This is a genomic window from Pseudomonas sp. C5pp, assembly GCF_000814065.1.
GTDB lineage: Bacteria > Pseudomonadota > Gammaproteobacteria > Pseudomonadales > Pseudomonadaceae > Aquipseudomonas > Aquipseudomonas asiatica.
This window is the reverse complement of the sequence record NZ_JWLN01000001.1, coordinates 233,725-255,547: the sequence shown is the minus strand read 5'-3', so window position 1 is coordinate 255,547 and position 21,823 is coordinate 233,725. Positions and strand designations below refer to the sequence as shown.

21 protein-coding genes are annotated in these 21,823 nt (G+C 62.8%); 11 read left to right on the top strand and 10 right to left on the bottom strand.

Annotated elements, in window-relative coordinates; all coding sequences use genetic code 11:
• Positions 1-45: 45 nt before the first annotated feature.
• On the top strand, positions 46-1,023 hold the full coding sequence (locus RR51_RS01155) for an NADPH:quinone reductase (protein ID WP_039612394.1): 978 nt from the start codon (positions 46-48) through the stop codon (positions 1,021-1,023).
• Positions 1,024-1,193: 170 nt separating this feature from the next.
• On the opposite strand, the gene RR51_RS01150 is transcribed toward RR51_RS01155, so the two are convergent.
• From RR51_RS01150 to dprA, 4 genes are all read right to left on the bottom strand, one after another.
• Positions 1,194-1,397, bottom strand: a complete 204-nt coding sequence (locus tag RR51_RS01150) for a hypothetical protein (protein WP_039612393.1) — start codon at positions 1,395-1,397, stop codon at positions 1,194-1,196.
• 457 nt (positions 1,398-1,854) lie between these two features.
• On the bottom strand, positions 1,855-2,166 hold the full coding sequence (locus RR51_RS28770) for a hypothetical protein (RefSeq protein WP_013970269.1): 312 nt from the start codon (positions 2,164-2,166) through the stop codon (positions 1,855-1,857).
• A gap of 441 nt (positions 2,167-2,607) precedes the next feature.
• Positions 2,608-3,165, bottom strand: coding sequence for an L-threonylcarbamoyladenylate synthase (locus RR51_RS01140; protein ID WP_015268440.1), 558 nt, complete (start codon positions 3,163-3,165; stop codon positions 2,608-2,610).
• A gap of 42 nt (positions 3,166-3,207) precedes the next feature.
• Positions 3,208-4,305, bottom strand: a complete 1,098-nt coding sequence (gene dprA, locus RR51_RS01135; RefSeq protein ID WP_039612391.1) for a DNA-processing protein DprA — start codon at positions 4,303-4,305, stop codon at positions 3,208-3,210.
• A 207-nt stretch (positions 4,306-4,512) separates the two neighbouring features.
• Here dprA and def point away from each other — a divergent pair, with 207 nt between their 5' ends.
• From def to RR51_RS01110, 5 genes are read left to right on the top strand one after another with little or no spacing between them, the layout of a single operon-like run.
• Positions 4,513-5,019: a peptide deformylase gene (def, locus tag RR51_RS01130; RefSeq protein WP_003260000.1), complete on the top strand. Its 507-nt coding sequence runs from the start codon at positions 4,513-4,515 to the stop codon at positions 5,017-5,019.
• A gap of 60 nt (positions 5,020-5,079) precedes the next feature.
• Positions 5,080-6,012, top strand: a complete 933-nt coding sequence (gene fmt / locus RR51_RS01125) for a methionyl-tRNA formyltransferase (RefSeq protein WP_039612390.1) — start codon at positions 5,080-5,082, stop codon at positions 6,010-6,012.
• Positions 6,009-7,319, top strand: coding sequence for a 16S rRNA (cytosine(967)-C(5))-methyltransferase RsmB (gene rsmB / locus RR51_RS01120; protein WP_013970265.1), 1,311 nt, complete (start codon positions 6,009-6,011; stop codon positions 7,317-7,319). The genes fmt and rsmB overlap by 4 nt, the downstream gene beginning before the upstream one ends.
• Before the next feature lie 23 nt (positions 7,320-7,342).
• The gene (trkA, locus tag RR51_RS01115; RefSeq protein ID WP_013970264.1) at positions 7,343-8,716 is read left to right on the top strand and encodes a Trk system potassium transporter TrkA; all 1,374 of its coding nucleotides are present in this window, start codon (positions 7,343-7,345) and stop codon (positions 8,714-8,716) included.
• Positions 8,717-8,727: 11 nt separating this feature from the next.
• Positions 8,728-9,042: a tetratricopeptide repeat protein gene (locus RR51_RS01110; RefSeq protein ID WP_015268437.1), complete on the top strand. Its 315-nt coding sequence runs from the start codon at positions 8,728-8,730 to the stop codon at positions 9,040-9,042.
• A 97-nt stretch (positions 9,043-9,139) separates the two neighbouring features.
• Here RR51_RS01110 and RR51_RS01105 read toward each other — a convergent pair whose 3' ends face one another.
• Together RR51_RS01105 and RR51_RS01100 are read right to left on the bottom strand one after the other, a co-directional pair.
• Positions 9,140-10,027 (bottom strand): lysophospholipid acyltransferase, encoded by an 888-nt coding sequence (locus RR51_RS01105; protein WP_003260003.1) that lies wholly within the window; start codon positions 10,025-10,027, stop codon positions 9,140-9,142.
• Positions 10,028-10,068: 41 nt separating this feature from the next.
• The gene (locus tag RR51_RS01100) at positions 10,069-10,620 is read right to left on the bottom strand and encodes a DNA-3-methyladenine glycosylase I (protein WP_003260004.1); all 552 of its coding nucleotides are present in this window, start codon (positions 10,618-10,620) and stop codon (positions 10,069-10,071) included.
• An 83-nt stretch (positions 10,621-10,703) separates the two neighbouring features.
• Here RR51_RS01100 and glyQ point away from each other — a divergent pair, with 83 nt between their 5' ends.
• Genes glyQ through RR51_RS01080 form a run of 4 tightly spaced genes read left to right on the top strand, consistent with a single transcriptional unit; the run spans position 10,704 to position 15,062 of the window.
• Positions 10,704-11,651 carry a glycine--tRNA ligase subunit alpha gene (gene glyQ, locus RR51_RS01095; RefSeq protein WP_013970261.1) on the top strand — a complete coding sequence of 316 codons (948 nt, stop codon included), beginning with the start codon at positions 10,704-10,706 and terminating at the stop codon, positions 11,649-11,651.
• Positions 11,648-13,699 carry a glycine--tRNA ligase subunit beta gene (glyS, locus tag RR51_RS01090; RefSeq protein ID WP_039612389.1) on the top strand — a complete coding sequence of 684 codons (2,052 nt, stop codon included), beginning with the start codon at positions 11,648-11,650 and terminating at the stop codon, positions 13,697-13,699. Before glyQ ends, glyS begins: the two co-directional genes overlap by 4 nt.
• 3 nt (positions 13,700-13,702) lie before the next feature.
• Complete coding sequence (gene gmhB / locus RR51_RS01085; protein WP_013970259.1) at positions 13,703-14,230, top strand: D-glycero-beta-D-manno-heptose 1,7-bisphosphate 7-phosphatase; 528 nt, start codon at positions 13,703-13,705, stop codon at positions 14,228-14,230.
• A 46-nt stretch (positions 14,231-14,276) separates the two neighbouring features.
• Complete coding sequence (locus RR51_RS01080; protein WP_039612388.1) at positions 14,277-15,062, top strand: lysophospholipid acyltransferase family protein; 786 nt, start codon at positions 14,277-14,279, stop codon at positions 15,060-15,062.
• 201 nt (positions 15,063-15,263) lie between these two features.
• Here RR51_RS01080 and RR51_RS01075 read toward each other — a convergent pair whose 3' ends face one another.
• The gene (locus tag RR51_RS01075; protein WP_039612387.1) at positions 15,264-16,883 is read right to left on the bottom strand and encodes an MFS transporter; all 1,620 of its coding nucleotides are present in this window, start codon (positions 16,881-16,883) and stop codon (positions 15,264-15,266) included.
• Between the two features lie 98 nt (positions 16,884-16,981).
• Positions 16,982-18,628, bottom strand: a complete 1,647-nt coding sequence (locus RR51_RS01070) for a GMC family oxidoreductase (RefSeq protein ID WP_039612386.1) — start codon at positions 18,626-18,628, stop codon at positions 16,982-16,984.
• A 221-nt stretch (positions 18,629-18,849) separates the two neighbouring features.
• Between RR51_RS01070 and RR51_RS01065 the strand changes: the two genes are divergently transcribed.
• Positions 18,850-19,737, top strand: a complete 888-nt coding sequence (locus RR51_RS01065; protein ID WP_013970255.1) for a LysR family transcriptional regulator — start codon at positions 18,850-18,852, stop codon at positions 19,735-19,737.
• Here the strand turns inward: RR51_RS01065 and RR51_RS01060 are convergent.
• Together RR51_RS01060 and RR51_RS01055 are read right to left on the bottom strand one after the other, a co-directional pair.
• On the bottom strand, positions 19,726-20,544 hold the full coding sequence (locus tag RR51_RS01060; protein WP_013970254.1) for a sulfite exporter TauE/SafE family protein: 819 nt from the start codon (positions 20,542-20,544) through the stop codon (positions 19,726-19,728). The genes RR51_RS01065 and RR51_RS01060 overlap by 12 nt on opposite strands.
• The gene (locus RR51_RS01055; RefSeq protein ID WP_039612385.1) at positions 20,541-21,812 is read right to left on the bottom strand and encodes an NAD(P)/FAD-dependent oxidoreductase; all 1,272 of its coding nucleotides are present in this window, start codon (positions 21,810-21,812) and stop codon (positions 20,541-20,543) included. Before RR51_RS01055 ends, RR51_RS01060 begins: the two co-directional genes overlap by 4 nt.
• Between the last annotated feature and the right edge of the window lie 11 nt (positions 21,813-21,823).

The following is a 21,823-nucleotide window of genomic DNA, read 5'->3' as shown; positions in this document are numbered from 1 at the left end:
CGTCCGATAGAAGGTCTTTCCCGACCCATACGACAGGAGTGCGAGATGGCCAAGCGTATCCAGTTCAGCCAGCATGGCGGCCCGGAAGTGCTGCAGTTTGTGGAATTCGAACCTGCACCGCCAGGGCCACAGCAGGTTCGTGTGCGTAACCATGCGATCGGCCTGAACTTCATCGATACCTACTTCCGCAGCGGGCTGTATGCGCCGCCATCCCTGCCTTCGGGGCTGGGCACTGAAGCCGCTGGCGTGGTCGAGGCCGTGGGCGAGGGCGTGACCCGGCTGAAAGTGGGTGACCGCGTGGCCCATGCCGGCGGCCCGTTGGGCGCGTACAGCGAGGTGCATACGCTGCCGGAAGCCAATCTGGTGAAGCTGCCCGACAACATCAGCTTCGAGCAGGCAGCGGCGGTGATGCTCAAGGGTTTGACCGTGCAGTACCTGCTGAAGCAGACCTATGAGGTGAAGGCGGGTGACGTGATCCTGTTCCACGCGGCGGCTGGTGGCGTGGGTTCGTTGGCGTGCCAGTGGGCCAAGGCCTTGGGCGCCAAGCTGATCGGGACCGTGAGCTCTACCGAGAAGGCCGAGCGGGCCAAGGCGCTGGGGGCGTGGGCGACCATCGATTACAGCCGTGAAGACGTGGCCAAGCGGGTGCTGGAGCTGACCGACGGCAAGAAATGCCCGGTGGTGTATGACGGTGTGGGTGCCGACACCTGGCTGACCTCGCTGGACTGCCTGCAGCCGCGCGGGTTGATGGTGAGCTTTGGCAATGCCTCGGGGGCGGTGAGCGGGGTGAACCTGGGGATTCTGGCGCAGAAAGGGTCGCTGTATGTGACCCGCCCGACGTTGGCGACCTATGCCAACAATGCCGAGAATACCCAGGCCATGGCCGATGACCTGTTTGCGATGATCGGCAGTGGCAAGCTGGTTGTGGATATCCAACAGCGGTATCCGCTGAGTGAGGCGGCCAAGGCGCAGAGCGAGTTGTCGGCACGGCGTACGGTGGGGTCGACGGTTCTCTTACCTTGAGAGAAGTAGAAATCGGCTTATCAAGCCTATATATAAAATAAGAATTTTGGCAGTGGTATTGCTGCGTTTGATCGTTAAAACAGGCGAGCTGAGCAATACCACTCCTTAATTCTTTGACAAGAAAACGTCATAGCGATAATCAGGAGAACGCAAATTTTAGATAATAGCCCTCAGATCTCTCCTACACCCAGGGAGCACTTATAAGTTCCCTCCACAATCATTACATGCTTACCATAAACTACGTAATTTTTCTCAGAGAAGATTAAGTTAGAGTCTTTTTCTAGATGCTTGAACAGGAATTCCGCATCACTGACCGGAAGCGGCGTCCCTGGAACTTCACCGCTCAGCACAAGCACTTCATATTCATAACTCATTTCAAAACTCCTCAGTTGTAAGTGCAGGTCAACTGTGTCTAATAAAACAAAACCAAACAACTGGCATTTTTAATAGTTCTCTATTTTCAAGTATTGTGTTAGCACAGAGTCAATACAATTTGCCGATAGCAGCTAGGGAGTCGGCGCGCTGTGAGTGAGTCGAGCAAATTGGCGTATAGGGGTGAACTAGTACAATGATTTTTCCATCGCCGGATCGGTCAGCGAAAACCAGTTCAAAGGATGTCTCCGGTCGTACACCGCGGTGAATGGCACCGGCTTTGCCGGTCTTCGCGGGTCAACCCGCTCCCACAGGTACTGCGTCGGCGTTGAATAAGGCGCTATCCCTGTGGGAGCGGGCATGCGCGCAAAGCAAGCACCGCGGTGCATGGCACCGGCTCCGCCGGTATTCGCGGGTGAACCCGCTCCCACAGGTACTGCGTCGGCCTTGAACAGGGCGCTATGCCTGTGGAGGACGGGTGGTTGGTATCGACTCGATACCATCGAGAATCGCCTCCACCAATCCCTCCGCCAATTCAATGGAATGCAGGCTCGACCAATACATGCCACGGCCTTCTTCGCGCAGGTACTCGAGGGCTTTCGAGCCCGTTTCGTAGGCGCCTCGCAGATACAGAGCTACATGAACCAAGGCGTCCTCAGCGGAAATGTTCGGGTTTACGGTGAACAGCGGTTCGTGGCCGGCATCGCAGCGGCCGAAGGGGCGAGTAGAGGTGCAGGGAAGCGGTGGATCGGGGACTATTTTCTTCATCATTGGAAAATGCTCCTCATTGCCGCCACCAATCACTACCACGTGAATGGGTGGCGACTGTACGCGAGGTGGTAGACCCGGGCATTTTCCAATCCAGGCAGGCTCGAAAGCCTCCCACGCACAGTCACCATAGACTGCCATGGAAAAAATGCATCCGGGCTACCACACCCGATCGCCAAGGTATTCAGCGACGGATGAAGCCTAGAGGCACTGGTTCCCACTGAGAAGGTGATGGCAGGGGACGCGGCTCGTAGGATATTTCCCAAGCCACGAGCTGGACAGCCATTCGAGACAAAATCAGAAAAATCTGCGGGGACTTGGCCCTGACCTGTGGGAGCGGGCATGCCCGCGAACACGGGCGCAGCCCGTGCCAGGCACCGCGTCGGATTCTTCGCGGGCGCGCCCGCTCCCACAGGAGGTCGCGGCCAGGCCTGTGGATATGTATCAGCCTGGACGAACGACTTCGCCAGTGGCCAGGTTGCGAATCACACTAGGGTTCTTCCTTCCACCCAACGCCCCCCCCAGCACCAGATCCAGCTGACCATGGAAGTACTGCTCCACCCGCAACCGGGTCTTAGCCGCCGGGCGCCCGCCCGGGTTGCACGAAGTGGAAATCAACGGCCCCACCAACGCACACAGCTCACGTACCACCGGGTGGTCACTGACCCGCAGTGCCACGGTGTCATGTTGCCCGGTCACCCATTCGGGCAACAGGTCCTGGTGCGGCACCAGCCAGGTGTTCGGCCCCGGCCAGGTGCTGCCCATGCGGTCGATCCAGTCTTCGGGGAAGTCCTCGAACAAGAAGTCGAACTGGCGGATGTTGTCAGCTACCAGGATCAGGCCTTTATCCACAGGCCGCGACTTCAGCGCCAGCAGGCGATACACCGCGTCCTCGTTCCACGGGTCGCAGCCCAGGCCCCAGACCGCTTCCGTCGGATAGGCGATCACTGCGCCCGCCCGGATCTCACGTGCGGCTTGTTGCACACGAAAACTGCTCACCATTTCTGTTACTCCGCCTAAATACCTTGCTTGTGAGCAGTGTACTTAGCCCGCGCGGGCAAACCAACGCCCGGCTTCATTGCTGACCCGGCCTTCCAGCTCCAGTTCGGTCAGCTGCGCCAGCACGTCGGCCAGCGGCAGCTCGCTGCAGTGGGCCAAGCTTTCACTGGTCTGTGGCGCGGCATGCAGCAGGGCAAGCAGTGGATGGTCAAATTTATCCACAACCGCAGGTGGCAGGTTCTGCCAACCCTGCAGGCTTTCCAGTATCTGCTCCACGCTCTCCACCAGCAGCGCGCCGTCACGGATCAACTGGTGGCAGCCCTTGGCCCCAGGATGGTGAATGGATCCCGGTATGGCATACACCTCGCGGCCTTGCTCGGCAGCCAGGCGTGCGGTGATCAGCGAACCACTGGCCAGGCTTGCCTCGACCACCAGCACGCCCAGCGACAGCCCGCTGATGATGCGATTGCGCCGCGGGAAATTACCGGGCAGCGGCCCAGCATCCAGCGGGTACTCGGATACCAGCGCGCCGCCATTGTCGATCATCGCTTGCGCAAGCGACCTGTGGCGCTGTGGATAAAGTTTTTGCAACCCCGTACCGAGCACGCCAATCGTGCCCCCGCCAGCCTGCATTGCGGCCCGATGAGCGGCACCGTCGATGCCCACGGCCAAGCCGCTGGTAATGGTGAAACCGGCCTGCGCCAGGTAGCGGGAAAATGCCGCAGCGGTGTCGAGCGCCGGTGGTGAAGCACGCCTGCTGCCCACAATTGCCAGTTGTGGGCGCTCGAGCAAGGCCGGGTCTCCAGCTACGAAAAGCAGTGGAGGGGCATCGTCGATTTCCGCCAATAGAGGCGGGTAGCCAGGGCCGTCCCACATCAGCAAATGCTGGCCCTGGCGCTCTAGCCAGGCCATTGCGGCCAGTGCACCCTCACGAACTTCGACACTGCGCCGGGCATCGATGGTGGCCTGGGGTATGCCCAATGCGCGCCAGGCGCCAGCCGGTGCGCACAGTGCCGACGAGGCACTGCCAAAGGCCTCCAGCAAGCTGTTAAAGCGACGCAATCCCGTTTCCGGCAGCCGGTGCAGGCGTAATCTCGCCTCCAGTTCGGCAGGCGGAAGAGGCGACGAATGGTAGGTCTGCATGGGGATCATCCTTGATCGAAATGGGGCCATCGACGTGGCACAAACTGTGGATAACTTTGTTGATAACGCTTTGACAACCTGTCCATCGAATGGGCAATAAGCTGGCCTTGAAAACCCTAGACGAGCTTTCACAGGTGCTGAAATCCCCGTTTCCCTTTATTATGTGTGCTCAGTTTTCAACCGAACGCACAGTGACTGCCTGACCTTATGGCCATCTTGAACATTCTCGAATTCCCGGACCCGCGCCTGCGCACCATCGCCAAGCCGGTGACGGTGTTCGACGACGCCCTGCGTCAGCTGATCGACGACATGTTTGAAACCATGTACGAAGCCCCTGGTATCGGCCTGGCCGCTACCCAGGTCAACGTGCACCAGCAGGTCGTGGTCATGGACCTCAGCGAAGACCGCAGCGAGCCGCGCGTCTTCATCAACCCCACGGTCGAAGAGCTGACCCACGACATGGGCCAGTACCAGGAAGGCTGCCTGTCGGTACCTGGCTTCTACGAGAACGTCGACCGCCCGCTGCGTGTGCGGGTCAAGGCCCAGGACCGCGACGGCAAGCCTTACGAGCTGGAGTGCGAAGGCCTGCTGGCGGTGTGCGTGCAGCATGAATTCGATCACCTCAACGGCAAGCTGTTCGTCGACTACCTGTCGCAGCTCAAGCGCGACCGGATCAAGAAGAAGCTGGAAAAGCAGCACCGCCAGCAAGCCTGATCCCCACCTTCCAGAAGGCTTGCTCCGGCAAGCCTTTTTCTTTTTTGAAGCGAGAACTCCATGCGCATCGTCTTTGCAGGCACTCCAGAGTTTGCCGCCGAACACCTCAAGGCCCTGCTCGACAGCCCGTACGAGATCGTGGCCGTCTACACTCAGCCCGACCGCCCCGCTGGCCGTGGCCAGAAGCTGATGCCGAGCCCGGTCAAGCAACTGGCTGTGGCCCATGACATCCCGGTGTTCCAGCCGCCGACCCTGCGCAACCCCGAAGCCCAGGCCGAACTGGCTGCGCTGAAGCCGGACCTGATGGTGGTGGTCGCCTATGGCCTGATCCTGCCGCAGGTGGTGCTGGATATCCCGCGCCTGGGCTGCATCAACAGCCATGCCTCCCTGCTGCCACGCTGGCGCGGTGCCGCACCGATCCAGCGCGCCGTGGAAGCCGGCGACGCCGAGAGCGGTGTGACCGTGATGCGTATGGAAGCGGGCCTGGACACCGGCCCGATGCTGCTCAAGGTGGTCACCCCGATCAGCGCCGAAGACACCGGCGGCAGCCTGCACGACCGCTTGGCCGAGATGGGCCCGCCCGCAGTCGTCCAGGCCATCGCCGGCCTGGCCGATGGTTCGCTGCACGGTGAAGTGCAGGACGATGCCCTGGCCACCTACGCGCACAAGCTGAACAAGGACGAAGCGCGCATCGACTGGAGCCGCCCGGCCGTCGAGCTGGAACGCCTGATCCGTGCCTTCAACCCATGGCCGGTGTGCCACAGCACCCTCGATGGCGAAAGCGTGAAAGTGCTGGGCGCCAACTTGACCACAGCGACAGGCACCCCGGGTGAGATCCTCTCCGCCAGCAAGGACGGCCTGGTTGTCGCCTGCGGTGACCAGGCACTGAGCCTGACCCGCCTGCAACTGCCCGGCGGCAAAGCACTGAACTTCAGCGACCTGTTCAACAGCCGTCGTGAGAAATTCGCCAGCGGCAAGGTGCTGGGCCAATGAACCCACGCCTCGCCGCCGCCCGTGCCCTTGCCGCTGTACTCAGTGGCAAGGCCTCGCTGAACAGTTCGCTGCCAGCGCAACTGGACAAGGTCGATGAGCGCGACCGCGGCCTGACCCAGGACCTGGCGTTCGGTACCGCGCGCTGGCAACCACGCCTCGACCTGCTGGCGGCGCAGCTGCTGCAGAAGCCGTTCAAGGCCGCCGATGCCGATGTGCAGGCGTTGCTGCTGGTCGGCCTGTACCAGCTGTTCTACAGCCGTATCCCGGCCCACGCGGCCATTGGCGAGACCGTTGGCTGTGCCGACAAGCTGAAGAAGCCGTGGGCCAAGGGCCTGCTCAATGCCGTGCTGCGCCGCGCCCAACGCGAAGGCGAAGAATTGCTGGCCGGCATGGAGCGCGACCCGGTGGTACGCACTGCCCACCCGCGCTGGCTGCAGAAGTCGCTCAAGGCCTTCTGGCCGGAGCAGTGGGAGGCCATCTGCGCCGCCAACAACGCCCACCCGCCGATGATCCTGCGGGTCAACCGTCGCCACCACAGCCGCGATGCCTACCTGGCACTGCTGGCCGAGGCAGGCGTTGGCGCCAGCGCCTGCCAGTACAGCCGTGACGGTATCGTTTTGGCCGAAGCCTGCGACGTGCGCGGCCTGCCAGGCTTTGCCGAAGGCTGGGTGAGCGTGCAGGACGAAGCCGCGCAGCTGTCCGCCGACCTGCTGGAACTGGCCCCCGGTCAGCGCGTGCTCGACGCCTGCTGTGCACCGGGTGGCAAGACCTGCCACCTGCTGGAAGCCGAAGCCGGCCTGGCCCACGTGGTGGCCATCGACCTCGAAGCCAAGCGCCTGACCCGCGTGCGCGAGAACCTCGACCGCCTGCAACTGGACGCCGAGCTGATCGCCTGCGATGCCCGCGACACCGCCAGCTGGTGGGACGGCAAGCCGTTCCAGCGCATTCTGCTCGATGCACCCTGTTCGGCCACCGGCGTGATCCGCCGCCACCCTGACATCAAGCTGACCCGTCAGGCCGACGACATCCCGGCCCTGGCCACGCTGCAAGGTGAGCTGCTCGATGCCCTGTGGCCGACCCTGGAAGTGGGCGGCATGCTGCTATACGCCACCTGCTCCAGCCTGCCGACCGAGAACACCGAAGTGATCGATGCCTTCCTTGCCCGCACCCCGGGCGCCCGTGAGCTGGACCTGGCCACCGAAGCCGGCCTGCGCCAGCCCCACGGCCGCCAGTTGCTAGCACAGGAAGGCGGCCACGACGGTTTCTACTATGCCAAGCTGATCAAGATCGCCGCCTCGCGCGGATAAAAACAAAAGGTAGGGAGTAGCGGATGAAGATCATCATCCTCGGCGCAGGACAGGTAGGCGGCACGCTGGCGGAGCACCTGGCCAGCGAAGCCAACGACATCACCGTGGTCGACACTGACGGCGACCGCCTGCGCGACCTAGGCGACCGCCTGGACATCCGCACCGTGCAAGGCCGCGGCTCGCTGCCTACGGTGCTGCGCCAGGCCGGTGCCGACGACGCCGACATGCTGGTGGCGGTAACCAACAGTGACGAGACCAACATGGTCGCCTGCCAGGTGGCCTATTCGCTTTTCCACACCCCGACCAAGATTGCCCGGGTGCGCGAGTCGGCCTACCTGACCCGCGAAGAGCTGTTCGACAACGACCATATCCCGGTCGACGTACTGATCAGCCCCGAACAGGTGGTGACCAACTACATCAAGCGCCTGATCGAGCACCCAGGCTCGCTGCAGGTGATCGACTTCGCAGAAGGCAAGGCCCAGCTGGTGGCAGTTAAGGCGTACTACGGTGGCCCGCTGGTAGGCCAGCAACTGCGTCAGATCCGCGCGCACATGCCCAACGTCGACACCCGCGTGGCGGCCATCTTCCGCCGCGACCGCCCGATCACCCCGAGGGGCGACACGGTGATCGAAGCAGACGACGAAGTGTTCTTCATCGCCGCGAAGAAGGACATCCGCGCGGTGATGGGTGAGCTGCGCCGTATCGACGAAACCAACAAGCGTGTGGTCATCGCCGGTGGCGGGCAAATCGGCGAACGCCTGGCCGAGGCCATCGAAAGCCGCTACCAGGTGAAGATCATCGAGATGAGTCCGGCCCGTTGCCGACACCTCTCCGACACCCTGGAAAGCACCGTGGTGCTGCAGGGCAGTGCCTCGGACAAGGACCTGATGCTGGAGGAGAACATCGCCGACGCCGACATCTTCCTGGCCCTGACCAACGACGACGAGGCCAACATCATGTCGTCGCTGCTGGCCAAGCGCCTGGGCGCCCGCAAGGTGATGACCATCATCAACAACCCGGCCTATGTCGACCTGGTGCAGGGTGGCGACATCGACATTGCCATCAGCCCACAGTTGGCCACCATCGGCACCCTGCTGGCGCACGTGCGCCGGGGCGACATCGTCAGCGTACACTCGCTGCGCCGCGGCGCGGCCGAGGCTATCGAAGCGGTGGCGCACGGGGATTCGAAGTCGAGCAAGGTGGTCGGCAAGGCGATCGAAGACATCGCCCTGCCACCGGGCACCACCATCGGCGCGATCATTCGTGACGAAGAGGTGATGATTGCCCACGACGACACCATGATCGAATCGGGCGACCATGTGATCCTGTTCGTTGTGGATAAAAAGCATATCCGGGATGTGGAGAAGCTGTTCCACGTCGGCTTGAGTTTCTTCTAGGAGCACAGGGCATGCGCGAATCGCTGGAGAAGATGCTGGCCAAGGGTGTGGATAACCCGTTGTTGAGGTTCGGCCTGGGCAAGGCCTGGCTGGATGAAGGCAATGGTGCTGAAGCGGCGGTGCATCTGGCACGGTGCGTGGAACAGGACCCGAAGTACTCGGCGGCGTGGAAGCTGCTGGGCAAGGCGCATCAGCTGCAGGGTGACCTGGCGGCGGCGCGCAAGGCCTGGGAGGAGGGGATCGTGGCCGCGCAGGCCCATGGGGACAAGCAGGCCGAGAAAGAGATGACCGTGTTTCTGAAGAAGCTCAGCAAGACATCAGGTTAACGCGGTCCCTGTGGGAGCGGGTTCACCCGCGAATGCGATGTTGGATTCACCGACGCATTCGCGGGTTAACCCGCTCCCACAGGGGACAGTGAAAATCTCAGTACCAGCGTGGCTCGCCAGCCGGGCGCTTCTTGAAGCGCTTCATGCTCCACATGTACTGGCTCGGGTACTCGCGCACATAGCGCTCGACCACCTTGCTCATCGCCGCCGCCGACACGGTCACGTCGGTGCTGTACATCTCTTCCGGCGCCGCCTCCAGGAACACCTTGAAGCCCGAGCCGTCAGGCAACCGCAGGGCATGCAGGAACACCCCAACCGCCTTGCCCCCGGCCAGCATGTTCGGCACGAACTTGCTGGTCAGCGCCTGGGTACCCAGGAACGGCACGAACACCCCGGCCGACTCCGCCGGCTCCGGGTCGGCAGGAATACCCACCTGGCCACCACGGCGCACTTCCTTGATCACGCTGAGGATGCCTTCCTTGGTCGAAGGCGCCACGCGGTTGCCCATCTGCACCCGCTGCTCGCGCAGCAGGTCATCCACCGCCTTCAGCTTCGGCGGGCGATAGAAGATAATCGGTTTGCACTGGTTGCAGTAGAAGTGGTTCAGCACTTCCCAGTTACCCAGGTGGCTGGTGATGCCGACCACGCCCTTGCCCGAGGCCAGGGCCTGCTCCAGCACTTCCAGGCCGTGCACTTCCTTGACCAGCTCCAGCGAGCGCTGCGGCGGCCAGATCCAGGCACAGGCACTTTCGACGAAGGATTTACCGATATCCTTCAACGCGCGGCCCACCAGCTGCTCGCGCTCGGCCGGGTCCATCTCCGGGAAGCACTTGGCGAGGTTGATGCGCACGACATTGCGCGAGCCGTTGGGGATCTTCCACATCAGCCAGCCGATACCGGCGCCGACGCGCTGCACAGCGCCCCAGGGCAGCTTGGCAAACAGGCGCAGCACCCCGACCATCAGGGCGCCCTTGAACTTTTCCACAGGCGAATTCCTTATTTCAGCAAGGCGCGCATTGTAACCCCTCAGCGCAACAAGGCGGCGTAGCGATCGCAATCGGTAGTGTGGTCCATGACCATGCCGGTGGCCTGCATGAAGGCATAGCAGATGGTCGGGCCAACGAACGTGAAGCCGGCTTTCTGCAGGGCTTTGCTCATCGCCTTGGCTTCATCGGTAACCGCTGGCACCTCACTGCGGCCAGTGAAGTGGTTGATCTTCGGCGCACCACCGACGAATGACCAGAGCCAGTCGGCGGGGTTGTCCACAGCCAGCCAGGCCTGGGCATTACGCCTGGCAGCCTTGAGCTTGAGGCGGTTGCGGATGATGCCGGCATCCTGCATCAGCTCCTCGATGCGTTCGTCGCTCATGACGGCGAGTTTCACCGGATCGAAGCCGTGCATCACCTCGCGATAACGCTCGCGTTTACGCAATACGGTGATCCACGAAAGCCCCGCCTGGAACCCTTCGAGCAAAAGCATCTCGAACAGCAACGCCGGGTCACGCTGGGGCGTTCCCCATTCCTGGTCGTGGTAGGCCTGGTACAACGGATCGTCGGTACACCAAAAGCAGCGTGGCATAAGGCTCCAATGAGTAGAGGGCGAGGCGAATCAGGTTATACTCCCGCTCTTTACATCCGCATCCCCAGATACAGGTGAATTTCGTGAGCCAGCCTACGCCAGCCGTGCGTACCTTCCAAGACCTGATCCTCGCCCTGCAGAACTACTGGGCCGAGCAAGGTTGTGTGGTGCTTCAGCCCTACGATATGGAAGTAGGCGCCGGCACTTTCCACACCGCTACATTCCTGCGCGCCGTGGGTCCAGAAACCTGGAACGCCGCCTATGTGCAGCCTAGCCGTCGCCCTGCCGACGGGCGGTATGGCGAAAACCCCAACCGCCTGCAGCACTACTACCAGTTCCAGGTGGTACTGAAGCCCAACCCGGCCAACTTCCAGGAGCTGTACCTCGGCTCGCTGAAAGCCATCGGCCTGGACCCGCTGGTCCACGACATTCGCTTCGTCGAAGACAACTGGGAATCGCCGACCCTCGGCGCCTGGGGCCTGGGCTGGGAAATCTGGCTCAACGGCATGGAAGTCACCCAGTTCACCTACTTCCAGCAGGTAGGCGGCATCGAGTGCTACCCAGTCACGGGTGAAATCACCTACGGCCTGGAGCGCCTGGCCATGTACATCCAGGGCGTCGACTCGGTGTACGACCTGGTGTGGGCCGACGGCCCGTTTGGCAAGGTCACCTACGGCGACGTGTTCCACCAGAACGAGGTGGAGCAGTCGACCTACAACTTCGAGCACGCCAACGTCGACAAGCTGTTCGAGCTGTTCGACTTCTACGAAAGCGAAGCCAACCGCCTGATCAAGCTTGAGCTGCCGCTGCCGACCTATGAAATGGTCCTGAAGGCCTCGCACACCTTCAACCTGCTGGACGCCCGCCGCGCCATCTCGGTAACCGAGCGCCAGCGCTACATCCTGCGTGTACGTACCCTGGCCCGGGACGTGGCGCAAAGCTATCTGCAAGCCCGCGCACGCCTGGGCTTCCCGATGGCCACCCCTGAACTGCGTGACGAAGTGTTGGCTAAGCTGGAGGCTGCACAATGAGTGCTCAAGATTTCCTGGTAGAACTGGGCACCGAAGAGCTGCCACCGAAGGCCCTAGCCAGCCTCGGCGAAGCCTTCCTGGCCGGTATCGAGAAAGGCCTGCACGCCGCTGGCCTGAACTACACCGGCAAGCAGGTTTACGCCGCGCCGCGCCGCCTGGCCGTGCTGATCCGCCAGCTGGACGTGCAGCAGCCTGACCGCAGCATCAATATCGACGGCCCGCCCCTGCAGGCTGCTTTCAAAGACGGCGAGCCGACCCAGGCTGCCTTGGGCTTTGCCAAGAAATGCGGTGTGGAGCTGTCGGAAATCGACCAGAGCGGCCCCAAGCTGCGCTTCTCCCAGCACATCCCGGGCAAGGCCACCACCGGCCTGCTGCCGACCATCGTCGAAGACTCGCTCAACGACCTGCCGATCCCCAAGCGCATGCGCTGGGCGGCCAGCCGTGAAGAGTTCGTGCGCCCGACCCAATGGCTGGTGATGCTGCTGGGCGACCAGGTGGTCGACTGCACCATCCTGTCGCAGAAGGCAGGCCGTGAATCCCGTGGCCACCGCTTCCATCACCCGGAAAACGTGGTCATCACCACCCCGGCCAATTACGTCGAAGACCTGCGCAAAGCCTACGTGCTGGCCGACTTCGCCGAGCGCCGCGAGCTTATCAGCAAGCGTACCGCCGAACTGGCCATGCAGCAGGAAGGCAGCGCCATCGTGCCGCCGGCGCTGCTGGACGAAGTGACCGCCCTGGTCGAGTGGCCAGTGCCGCTGGTGTGCTCGTTCGAGGAGCGCTTCCTCGAAGTGCCGCAGGAAGCCCTGATCACCACCATGCAGGACAACCAGAAGTACTTCTGCCTGCTGGACAGCGAAGGCAAGCTGCTGCCGCGCTTCATCACCGTGGCCAACGTCGAGAGCCGCGACCCGAAGCAGATCGTGCAAGGCAACGAGAAGGTCGTGCGCCCACGCCTGACCGACGCCGAGTTCTTCTTCAAGCAGGACAAGAAGCAGCCGCTGGAAACCTTCAACGAGCGCCTGAAGAACGTGGTGTTCCAGGCTCAGCTGGGTACCGTGTACGACAAGGCCGAGCGCGTTTCCCGGCTGGCCGCCTTCATCGCCCCGCTGATCGGCGGCGACGCCCAGCGCGCCGGCCGTGCCGGCCTGCTGTCGAAGTGCGACCTGGCCACCGAGATGGTCGGCGAATTCCCTGAAATGCAGGGTGTTGCCGGTTACTACTACGCGCTCAACGACGGTGAGCCGGAAGACGTGGCCCTGGCCCTGAACGAGCAGTACATGCCGCGCGGTGCTGGCGCCGAGCTGCCGCAGACCCTCACCGGTGCTGCGGTGGCCATCGCCGACAAGCTCGACACCCTGGTCGGCATCTTCGGCATCGGCATGCTGCCTACCGGCAGCAAGGACCCGTACGCCCTGCGCCGTGCCGCCTTGGGCGTGCTGCGTATCCTGATCGAGAAGCAGCTGGACCTGGACCTGACCGGTGCGGTCGAGTTCGCGGTCAAGCAGTTCGGCGCCAAGGTCAAGGCCGCCGGCCTGGCCGAACAGGTGCTGGAGTTCATCTTCGACCGCCTGCGTGCGCGTTACGAAGACGAAGGCATCGACGTGGCCACCTACCTGTCGGTCCGTGCCCTGCAGCCAGGTTCTGCCTTGGACTTCGACCAGCGCGTGCAGGCTGTACAAGCCTTCCGCAAGCTGCCGGAAGCCGAGGCCCTGGCCGCGGTGAACAAGCGCGTGTCGAACCTGCTGAGCAAGGCCGAAGGCGCCATCGCCGATCACGTCGAGCCGAAGTACTTCGACAACGCCAACGAGTTCTCCCTGTACTCGGCCATCCAGCAGGCCGACCAGGCCGTGCAACCGATGGCTGCTGCGCGCCAGTACAGCGAATCGCTGGCCCGCCTGGCGGCCCTGCGTGACCCGGTCGACGCCTTCTTCGAGGCGGTGATGGTCAACGCCGAGGATGCCAAGGTACGCGCCAACCGTTATGCCCTGCTCAGCCGCCTGCGCGGCCTGTTCCTGGGCGTGGCCGACATTTCGCTGCTGGGGTAAGCCTTGAAACTGCTGATTCTCGACCGTGACGGAGTAATCAACTACGACTCCGACGCCTACATCAAGACGCTGGACGAGTGGGTGCCGATCCCTGGCTCGGTCGAAGCGATCGCGCAGTTGAGCAAGGCGGGCTGGACGGTGGCCGTGGCCACCAACCAGTCCGGCATTGCCCGTGGCTACTATGCGCTGACTACCCTCGAGGCCATGCACGCGCGCCTGCGCGCGCTGGTGGCCGAGCAGGGTGGCGAAGTGGGCCACATCGTGTATTGCCCGCACGGGCCGGACGAAGGCTGCGATTGCCGCAAGCCCAAGCCTGGCATGCTGCGGGCGATCGCCGAGCATTACCAGGTCGGCCTGGAAGGCGTCTGGTTCGTTGGCGACAGCAAAGGTGACCTGGAGGCCGCCCTGGCCGTCGGTGCACAACCCGTGTTGGTGAAAACCGGCAAGGGCGAGCGGACCCTGGAAAAAGGCGTCCCGGAAACTACACTGATTTTCGACGATCTGGCAGCTATCGCCAGAGAACTAATTTAAACAGTGCGCCTTCGGGCGCATTTTTCTCAGGCGGGCATGCCCCGCAATGGTACAAGCCACTATGTCGATCCTGCAGGCGATCAGAATCTTTCTTTTTTACCTGCTGCTGGGCACCAGTTCGCTGCTGTGGTGCTCGCTGAGCTTCTTCGTCGCGCCGTTCCTGTCGTTCCCCAAGCGCTACAAGTTCATCAACGTGTACTGGTGCCGTTGCGCGTTGTTCCTGGTGCGCACCATCCTGGGTATCGACTACAAGATCACTGGCGCCGAGAACGTGCCTGATGAGCCTTGCGTGATCCTGTCCAACCACCAGAGCACCTGGGAAACCTTCTTCCTTTCCCAGTATTTCTCGCCGCTGAGCCAAGTGCTCAAGCGCGAGTTGCTGTACGTGCCGTTCTTCGGTTGGGCCATGGCCATGCTGCGGCCGATCGCGATCAACCGCGATAACCCCAAGGAAGCCCTGCGCCAGGTAGCCAGCAAGGGTGACGAGCTGCTCAAGCAGAAGACCTGGGTGCTGATCTTCCCGGAAGGCACCCGCGTGCCATTCGGCACCATGGGCAAGTTCTCCCGTGGCGGTACCGCGCTGGCAGTGAATGCCGGGCTGCCGGTGCTCCCGATTGCCCATAACGCCGGCAAGTTCTGGCCCAAGACCGGTTGGGGCAAGCGCGCAGGCACAATCGAGGTGGTGATTGGCGAGCCGATGTACGCCAACGGCACCGGGCCACGGGCCATCGCCGAGCTCAACGACCGCGCCGCGGCGTGGAACGAAGCGACCCAGCGGGCCATGGGTTCGCTGCCGCCAGCAGAGGAAAAACCCCAGGAACAGATCGCCTGACCATCTGTGGATAACTTGTGAACTGTTTTTGGATTAAAAGCCTGAAGTGATCGCTAAGTGTTTGAATTAGCTGTTTATTTCTGTGTATGACATTTTTCTGAAAATCGTGCATAAGTTTTTTTGGGGCATAAGAAAACCGGCTTTTACAGCCGGTTTTTTTATTGCCTCATGCGGGCGTGTAGAAACGGCCCGTTGCAGCCGTCAGATCTTGTCGATATCCACATCCCTGGTTTCTTTCAGGCAGAAGATCCCCACCACCAAGCTGACCCCGGTCACCAGCACCGGGTACCACAGCCCATAGAAGATATCCCCGGTATACACCACTAGCGCGAACGACACCGTGGGCAGGAAGCCACCGAACCAGCCGTTGCCAATGTGGTAGGGCAGTGACATGGAGGTGTAGCGGATGCGAGTGGGGAACAGTTCGACCATCACCGCCGCCAGCGGGCCATAGGTCATGGTCGCGATCAGGATCATCGCCACGATCAGCACCACCACCATCACCTGGTTGACCTGCCCAGGGTCGGCCTTGGCCGGGTAGCCAGCCTGTTCCACCGCCGCACGCATGGCCGCTTCGTCGAAGCCGTTGATGGTCTTGTCACCGATGTTAACCACCACATCGCTGCCGGCCACATCCACAGAGCTGTACGGCAGGCCTTGCTTGACCAGGAAGGTCTTGACCTTGTCGCAGGGGCTGTCGAAGCGCGCCTTGCCTACCGGGTCGAACTGGAAAGTACAGCCTTGCGGGTCGGCAGTGACAACGATCGGCGCCTGGCGGCTGGCTGCGTCGATCTGTGGGTTGGCGTAATGGCTCAGCGCCTTGAACAGCGGGAAGTACAGCACCGTGGCCAGGAGCAGGCCGAGCATCAGGATCGGCTTGCGGCCAATACGGTCGGACAACCAGCCGAAGAACACGAAGAACGGCGCACCAATGACCACGCTGATGATCAGCAGGGTGTTGGCCTGGGCCGGGTCCATCTTCAGCATCTGGGTCATGAAGAACAGCACGTAGAACTGCGCCGTGTAGAAGGTCACGGCCTGCCCGGCGTTGATGCTGAACAAGGCGGTGAGCACCACTTTCAGGTTCGGCCAGGAGGTGAACGACTCACGGATCGGCGACTTGCTGACCTTGCCCTGGGCCTTCATTTTCACGAAGGCCGGCGACTCGTGCATGCTCATGCGGATCCAGGTGGAAATCGCCAGCAGTACGATCGACAACAGGAACGGCAGGCGCCAACCCCAGGTTTCGAACTGGTCGCCACTGATATAGCGGCTGCCCAGCACCACCACAAGCGACAACAACAGGCCAAGAGTGGCGGTGGACTGAATGAAACCCGTGTGGAAACCGCGCTTGCCGGGCGGCGCATGCTCGGCCACATAGGTGGCCGCACCGCCGTATTCACCCCCCAGCGCCAGCCCCTGCAGCATGCGCAGGACCACCAGGATGATCGGTGCCGCGATGCCGATGCTGGCGTAGGTGGGCAACAACCCCACCGCAAAGGTGGACAGGCCCATCAGCACGATGGTGACCAGGAAGGTGTACTTGCGCCCGATCATGTCGCCCAGCCGGCCGAACACAAGCGCACCGAACGGACGCACCAGGAAGCCGGCGGCAAAGGCCATGAGGGCGAAGATGAAGGCGGTGGTGTCGTTCACGCCAGCGAAGAACTGCTTGCTGATGACCGCTGCCAGCGCACCATAGAGAAAAAAGTCATACCACTCGAAAACTGTCCCGAGGGATGACGCGAAAATGATCTTGCGTTCTTCACGACGGCTGGAGCTGCTGGCCGCCGCACCCTGCTCTTGGATGTAATCCGACATCGTTGCTGTCCTCGGCCCGCAGGCCACAGTGATTATTCTTGTTGTTCCACTGTCGGCAGCTTCTGACCGCCAGCTGCCGGTACTGCACGCACCCGGGGTCAGGGCGTCGGTATCGCGTCTTCGTTCAAATAGGTCTGGGTGGCAGCTCCTTTGAGGATCAGTTGCGCCGCCTTCTCGGCGATCATCAGGGTGGGTGAACAAGTATTGCCGGAGGTGATCTGCGGCATGATCGAGGCGTCCGCCACGCGCAGGCCAGGGATGCCGTGCACGCGCAGCTGGTTATCCACAACGTCCAGTTCGCCATTGCCCATGCGGCAGGTGCCGACCGGGTGGAAGATGGTGGTGCCGATCTTGCCAGCGGCTTCGAACAGCTCTTCTTCGGTTTGCAGGCCTAAGCCCGGCAGGTATTCCTTTGGGTCGAACGCAGCGAGGGCAGGGGCCTGGACGATACGCCGGGTAAGACGAATGGAATCGGCGGCGACGCGCAGGTCCTGGGGGTCGCTGAGGTAGTTGGGGTCGATCAGCGGCGTGCTATTCATGTCGCTGCTGCGGATATCGATACGCCCGCGGCTGGCCGGGCGCAGGTTGCACACCGAGGCGGTAAAGGCCGGGAACGTGTGCAGTGGTTCGCCGAATCGCTCAAGTGACAGCGGCTGCACGTGGTACTGCAGATTGGCGGTGGCCTGCTCCGGGCTTGAACGCACGAATGCACCCAGCTGGCTCGGGGCCATGGCCAGCGGGCCACTGCGGTCATAGAGGTAGCGCAGGCCCATGCCCATCTTGCCCCACAGGCTGTTGGCCATCTGGTTCAGGGTACGGGTATTGCGGATCTGGTAGATCAGGCGCAGCTGCAGGTGATCCTGCAGGTTGCCGCCAACACCGGGCATGTCGTGACGCACGCCAATGCCCAGGCTTTTCAGTAACTGCCGCGGGCCGATACCGGAGCGCTGCAGGATACCGGGAGAGCCCACAGCACCCGCACAGAGGATGATCTCGCGACGTGCCGCAAACTCGTGCCAGGCACCCTGCCAGAACGCCTTTACCGCCCGTGCACGGGTGTTGTTGAGCAGCACCTGGTCAACCTGAACGCCGGTCAGCACGGTGAGGTTGGGGCGGTCCTTGATCGGCCGCAGGAAAGCCTTGGAAGCGTTCCAGCGCACACCGCTGCGTTGGTTGACCTGGAAATATCCACAGCCCTGGTTGTCGCCGGTATTGAAGTCATCGACCTTGCCGATGCCGCTTTGCTCGGCGGCATCACGGAAGGCATCGAGGATCGGCCAGCTATAGCGCTGGCGCTCGACCCGCCATTCGCCATCACCACCGTGGTGCTCGCTGGCGCCGGCAAAGTGGCTTTCGCTGGCCTTGAACAGCGGCAGTACGTCCTTCCAGGCCCAGCCGTCGTTGCCTTGCTCGGCCCATCGGTCGTAGTCGGCGGCCTGGCCGCGCATGTAGATCATGCCGTTGATCGAGGAGCAGCCACCCAGCACCTTGCCGCGTGGATAGCCCAGCGCACGACCGCCCAGGCCGGGCTGCGCCTCGGTCTTGAAGCACCAGTCGGTGCGCGGGTTGCCGATGCAATAGAGGTAACCGACGGGGATATGGATCCAGGGATAGTTGTCGCGCCCACCCGCTTCCAGCAGCAGCACTCGGCAGGAAGGATCGGCGGACAAACGATTGGCCAACAGGCAACCGGCGGGACCGGCACCTACGACCACGTAGTCGAAGACAGAATCGGCTGATGGCATGTGCAACCTCGGGCCTGATTATTATTCTTGTCCCGATCCATCTTAGTGAGTAATTTCGTGGAGGAAACACGAGATTTCGCGCAGCCGCTGTGCGTTTTAGCACAGTGGTAAGTCTGTACTGGCCTCTTCGCGGGCACGCCCGCTCCCACAAGGTAACGCGATCCCTGTGGGAGCGGGCGTGCCCGCGAAGAGGCCGGAACGAACTGCCAAAAAGGATCAGCATGTTCGACTGGAACGATCTGCGGTTTTTCCTCGAGTTGCAGCGCAGCGGCCGCCTGCTTACCGCCGCCAAGCGCCTCAACACCACCCACAGCACCGTGGCCCGGCACATCGAGAGCATCGAGCAAAGCCTGGGTACTGCGCTGTTCGTGCAGCATGCCCAGGGCTATGAACTGACCCCCTCGGGCCAGGCCCTGCTCAAGCACGCCGAAGCCATGGAAAACGTCGCCCTGCTGGCGCAGGAAGAAATCACCCAGGCCATCACGCCGCTGGGCAAGATTCGCCTGGGGGTGACCGAAGGCATCGGCATCATGTTCTTCACCCCGCGCATGAATGCGCTGTTCGACCGCTACCCCGGCCTGGAAGTGGAGTTGGTGGCGGTACCGCGCTTCGTCAGCATCCTCAACCGCGAGGCGGAGATCAGCATCCACCTGGAACGGCCCAACGCCGACCTGCTGATCACCCGCAAGCTCACCGACTATCGCCTGGCCCTGTACGCCAGCCAGGACTACCTGGATCGCGCGCCCCCGCTGCGCAACCGCGAGGACTTGGCCCGGCACAGCTGGATCGGCTACGTCGATGACTTGCTGTTCAGCCAGGAACTGCTGTTTCTCAACAGCTTCTGCCGGGCCCCCAACGTGGTGTTTCGCAGCACCAGCGTGATCGCCCAGCAAACCGCCGCCCGCGCCGGGTTGGGCATCGCCGTACTGCCCAACTACATGGCCCGCCACGACCCGACGCTGGTGCGCGTGCTGCCTGGCGAAACCATCCAGCGCAGCTACTGGATCTGTACCCGCCGCGAACTGCACAAGTCGGTGCGCCTGCGGGTAGTGTGGGACTACCTGCTGGCGCTATGCGCGGCAGAACAGAGCGAGCTGCTAGCCCAGTAGCGCCTTGCCGGCCAGCAGCAGGGCCGCAGCCCAACCGGCCACGGCAAACATCTGCTGCAAGCGCGGCCCGGCCAGCCTGGCCGCCAATGGCCGCGCCAGCAACAGGCCGAGCACCGCACCGACGGCGAACGGGGCGCCAACCTGCCAGTGCATGACCCCTGCGAGGCTGGCGCTGACCACACTGCCGGTGGACACCAGCGCAATCACCGCCAGCGAAGTGGAGACGATGCTGGCCATCCGCAGGTTGGTGTAGCGGTTAAGGGCCGGGATGATGACAAAGCCACCGCCCACGCCCAGCAGGCCGGACAGCAGCCCTGACAATGCGCCGGTAAAGGCCAAGGCGCGCGCGCAGGGCAGGGTCCAGCGCAAACGGCCCTGCAGCGGGTTCAGCACGCAGGGTTCGATGTAGCGATGGGCATCATTGGCTTCGCCGCGCAGCTCCTTGGCCGCCTTGCGCCAGATGCGCAGGCAGGCATACACCAACACCCCGGCGAACACCAACTGCAGCGGCGTGTTCGGCAGGCGGTGCGCCAGCATCAGCCCGAACGGCGCCGCTGCCACACCGATCAATGCGATGAACAGCGCCGCCCGGTAGCGCACCAGGCCCTGCCGCAAGCCCAGCACAGCACCCACCGCTGCCGCCATGCCTACGGCCAGCAGGCCGACCGGTGCCGCCTCGACCATCGACAGCCCCAGGCCGAACACCAGCAAAGGCACTGCGAGAATGCCACCGCCGGCACCGGTCAACGCCAGCACGGCACCGATGATCGCGCCCAGGCCCGCTCCCAGTATTTGATGTTCGATCACTGCCGACCCTCGGCTACCAACGGCTGTGGCCGTGCCAGCCACTCGCGGCCCTTGAGCATGCCTTTCCAGTACAAGGGTGGCAGCACCTGCGCCTTGAGCAACCAGGCCAGACGTGTCGGCTTGCGGCCATCCAGCAACCAGTTGGGGAAGCTTGGAGCCAGCTTGCCGCCATAGGTGAACTCGGCCAGGACGATCTTGCCGCGCTCGACTGTGAGCGGGCACGAGCCATAACCATCGTACTGGGCCAGGGTAGGCAACCTGCCCAGGGCCACCAGCACGTTGTTGGCCACGACCGGAGCCTGCTTGCGTGCAGCGGCGGCGGTCTTGGCATTGCTGGTGTTGGTCACGTCCCCAAGGGCATGGACATTGGTGAAGTGGCGATGGCGCAGGGTGTGCGGGTCGACATCGACCCAGCCGGCGCTGTCGGCCAACGGGCTTTCACGAATGAAGTCCGGTGCCACCTGCGGCGGTACTACATGCAGCATGTCGAAGGCCTCGATACGGGTTTCGCTGCTGCCATCGGCCAAGGTACGCACGAAGGTGGCTCGCTTGTTCGGCCCGTCCACGGCGACCAGGCGATGGGAAAAATTGAGATCCACGGCGTACTTGTCGATGTACTTCATCAGTGCGGGCACGTAGTCCGCCACTCCGAACAACACTGCACCGGCATTGAAGAAACTGGCTTTCACAGCCCCCAGGTGACCATGCCGCAGCCAGTGGTCGCAAGACAGGTACAGCGCCTTCTGCGGCGCGCCTGCGCACTTGATCGGCATGGGTGGCTGGCAAAACAGGGCTCGGCCTTGCTTGAGCTTCTGCACCAGTTCCCAGGTGTAGGGCGCCAGGTCGTAGCGGTAGTTGGAGGTGACGCCATTGCGGCCCAAGGTCTCGCTGAGGCCATCAATGGCCGTCCAATCCAGCTTGAGGCCGGGGCAGACCACCAACTGTTCATAACTGATGGCGCGGCCGCCTTCGAGGAGGACCAGTTGGCCCAGCGGGTCGAACCCCTGCACACGTGCCTTTATCCAGCGAACGCCGCGCGGAATGGTCGAGGCCATAGTGCGAGCAGTGCTTGGCGCCTTGAACACACCGGCACCGACCATGGTCCAGCCGGGCTGGTAGTAATGCACTTCGGCGGGGTCGATCAAGGTCACATCCAGCGACGGGTCACGGCTGATCAAGCTGGAAGCGGTGGCGATTCCGGCGGCGCCGGCACCGACGATGACCACTTTGTGGTGGTCGGTATTGGCAGGGGACAACAAGGCAGGCATGGCGGTAAATC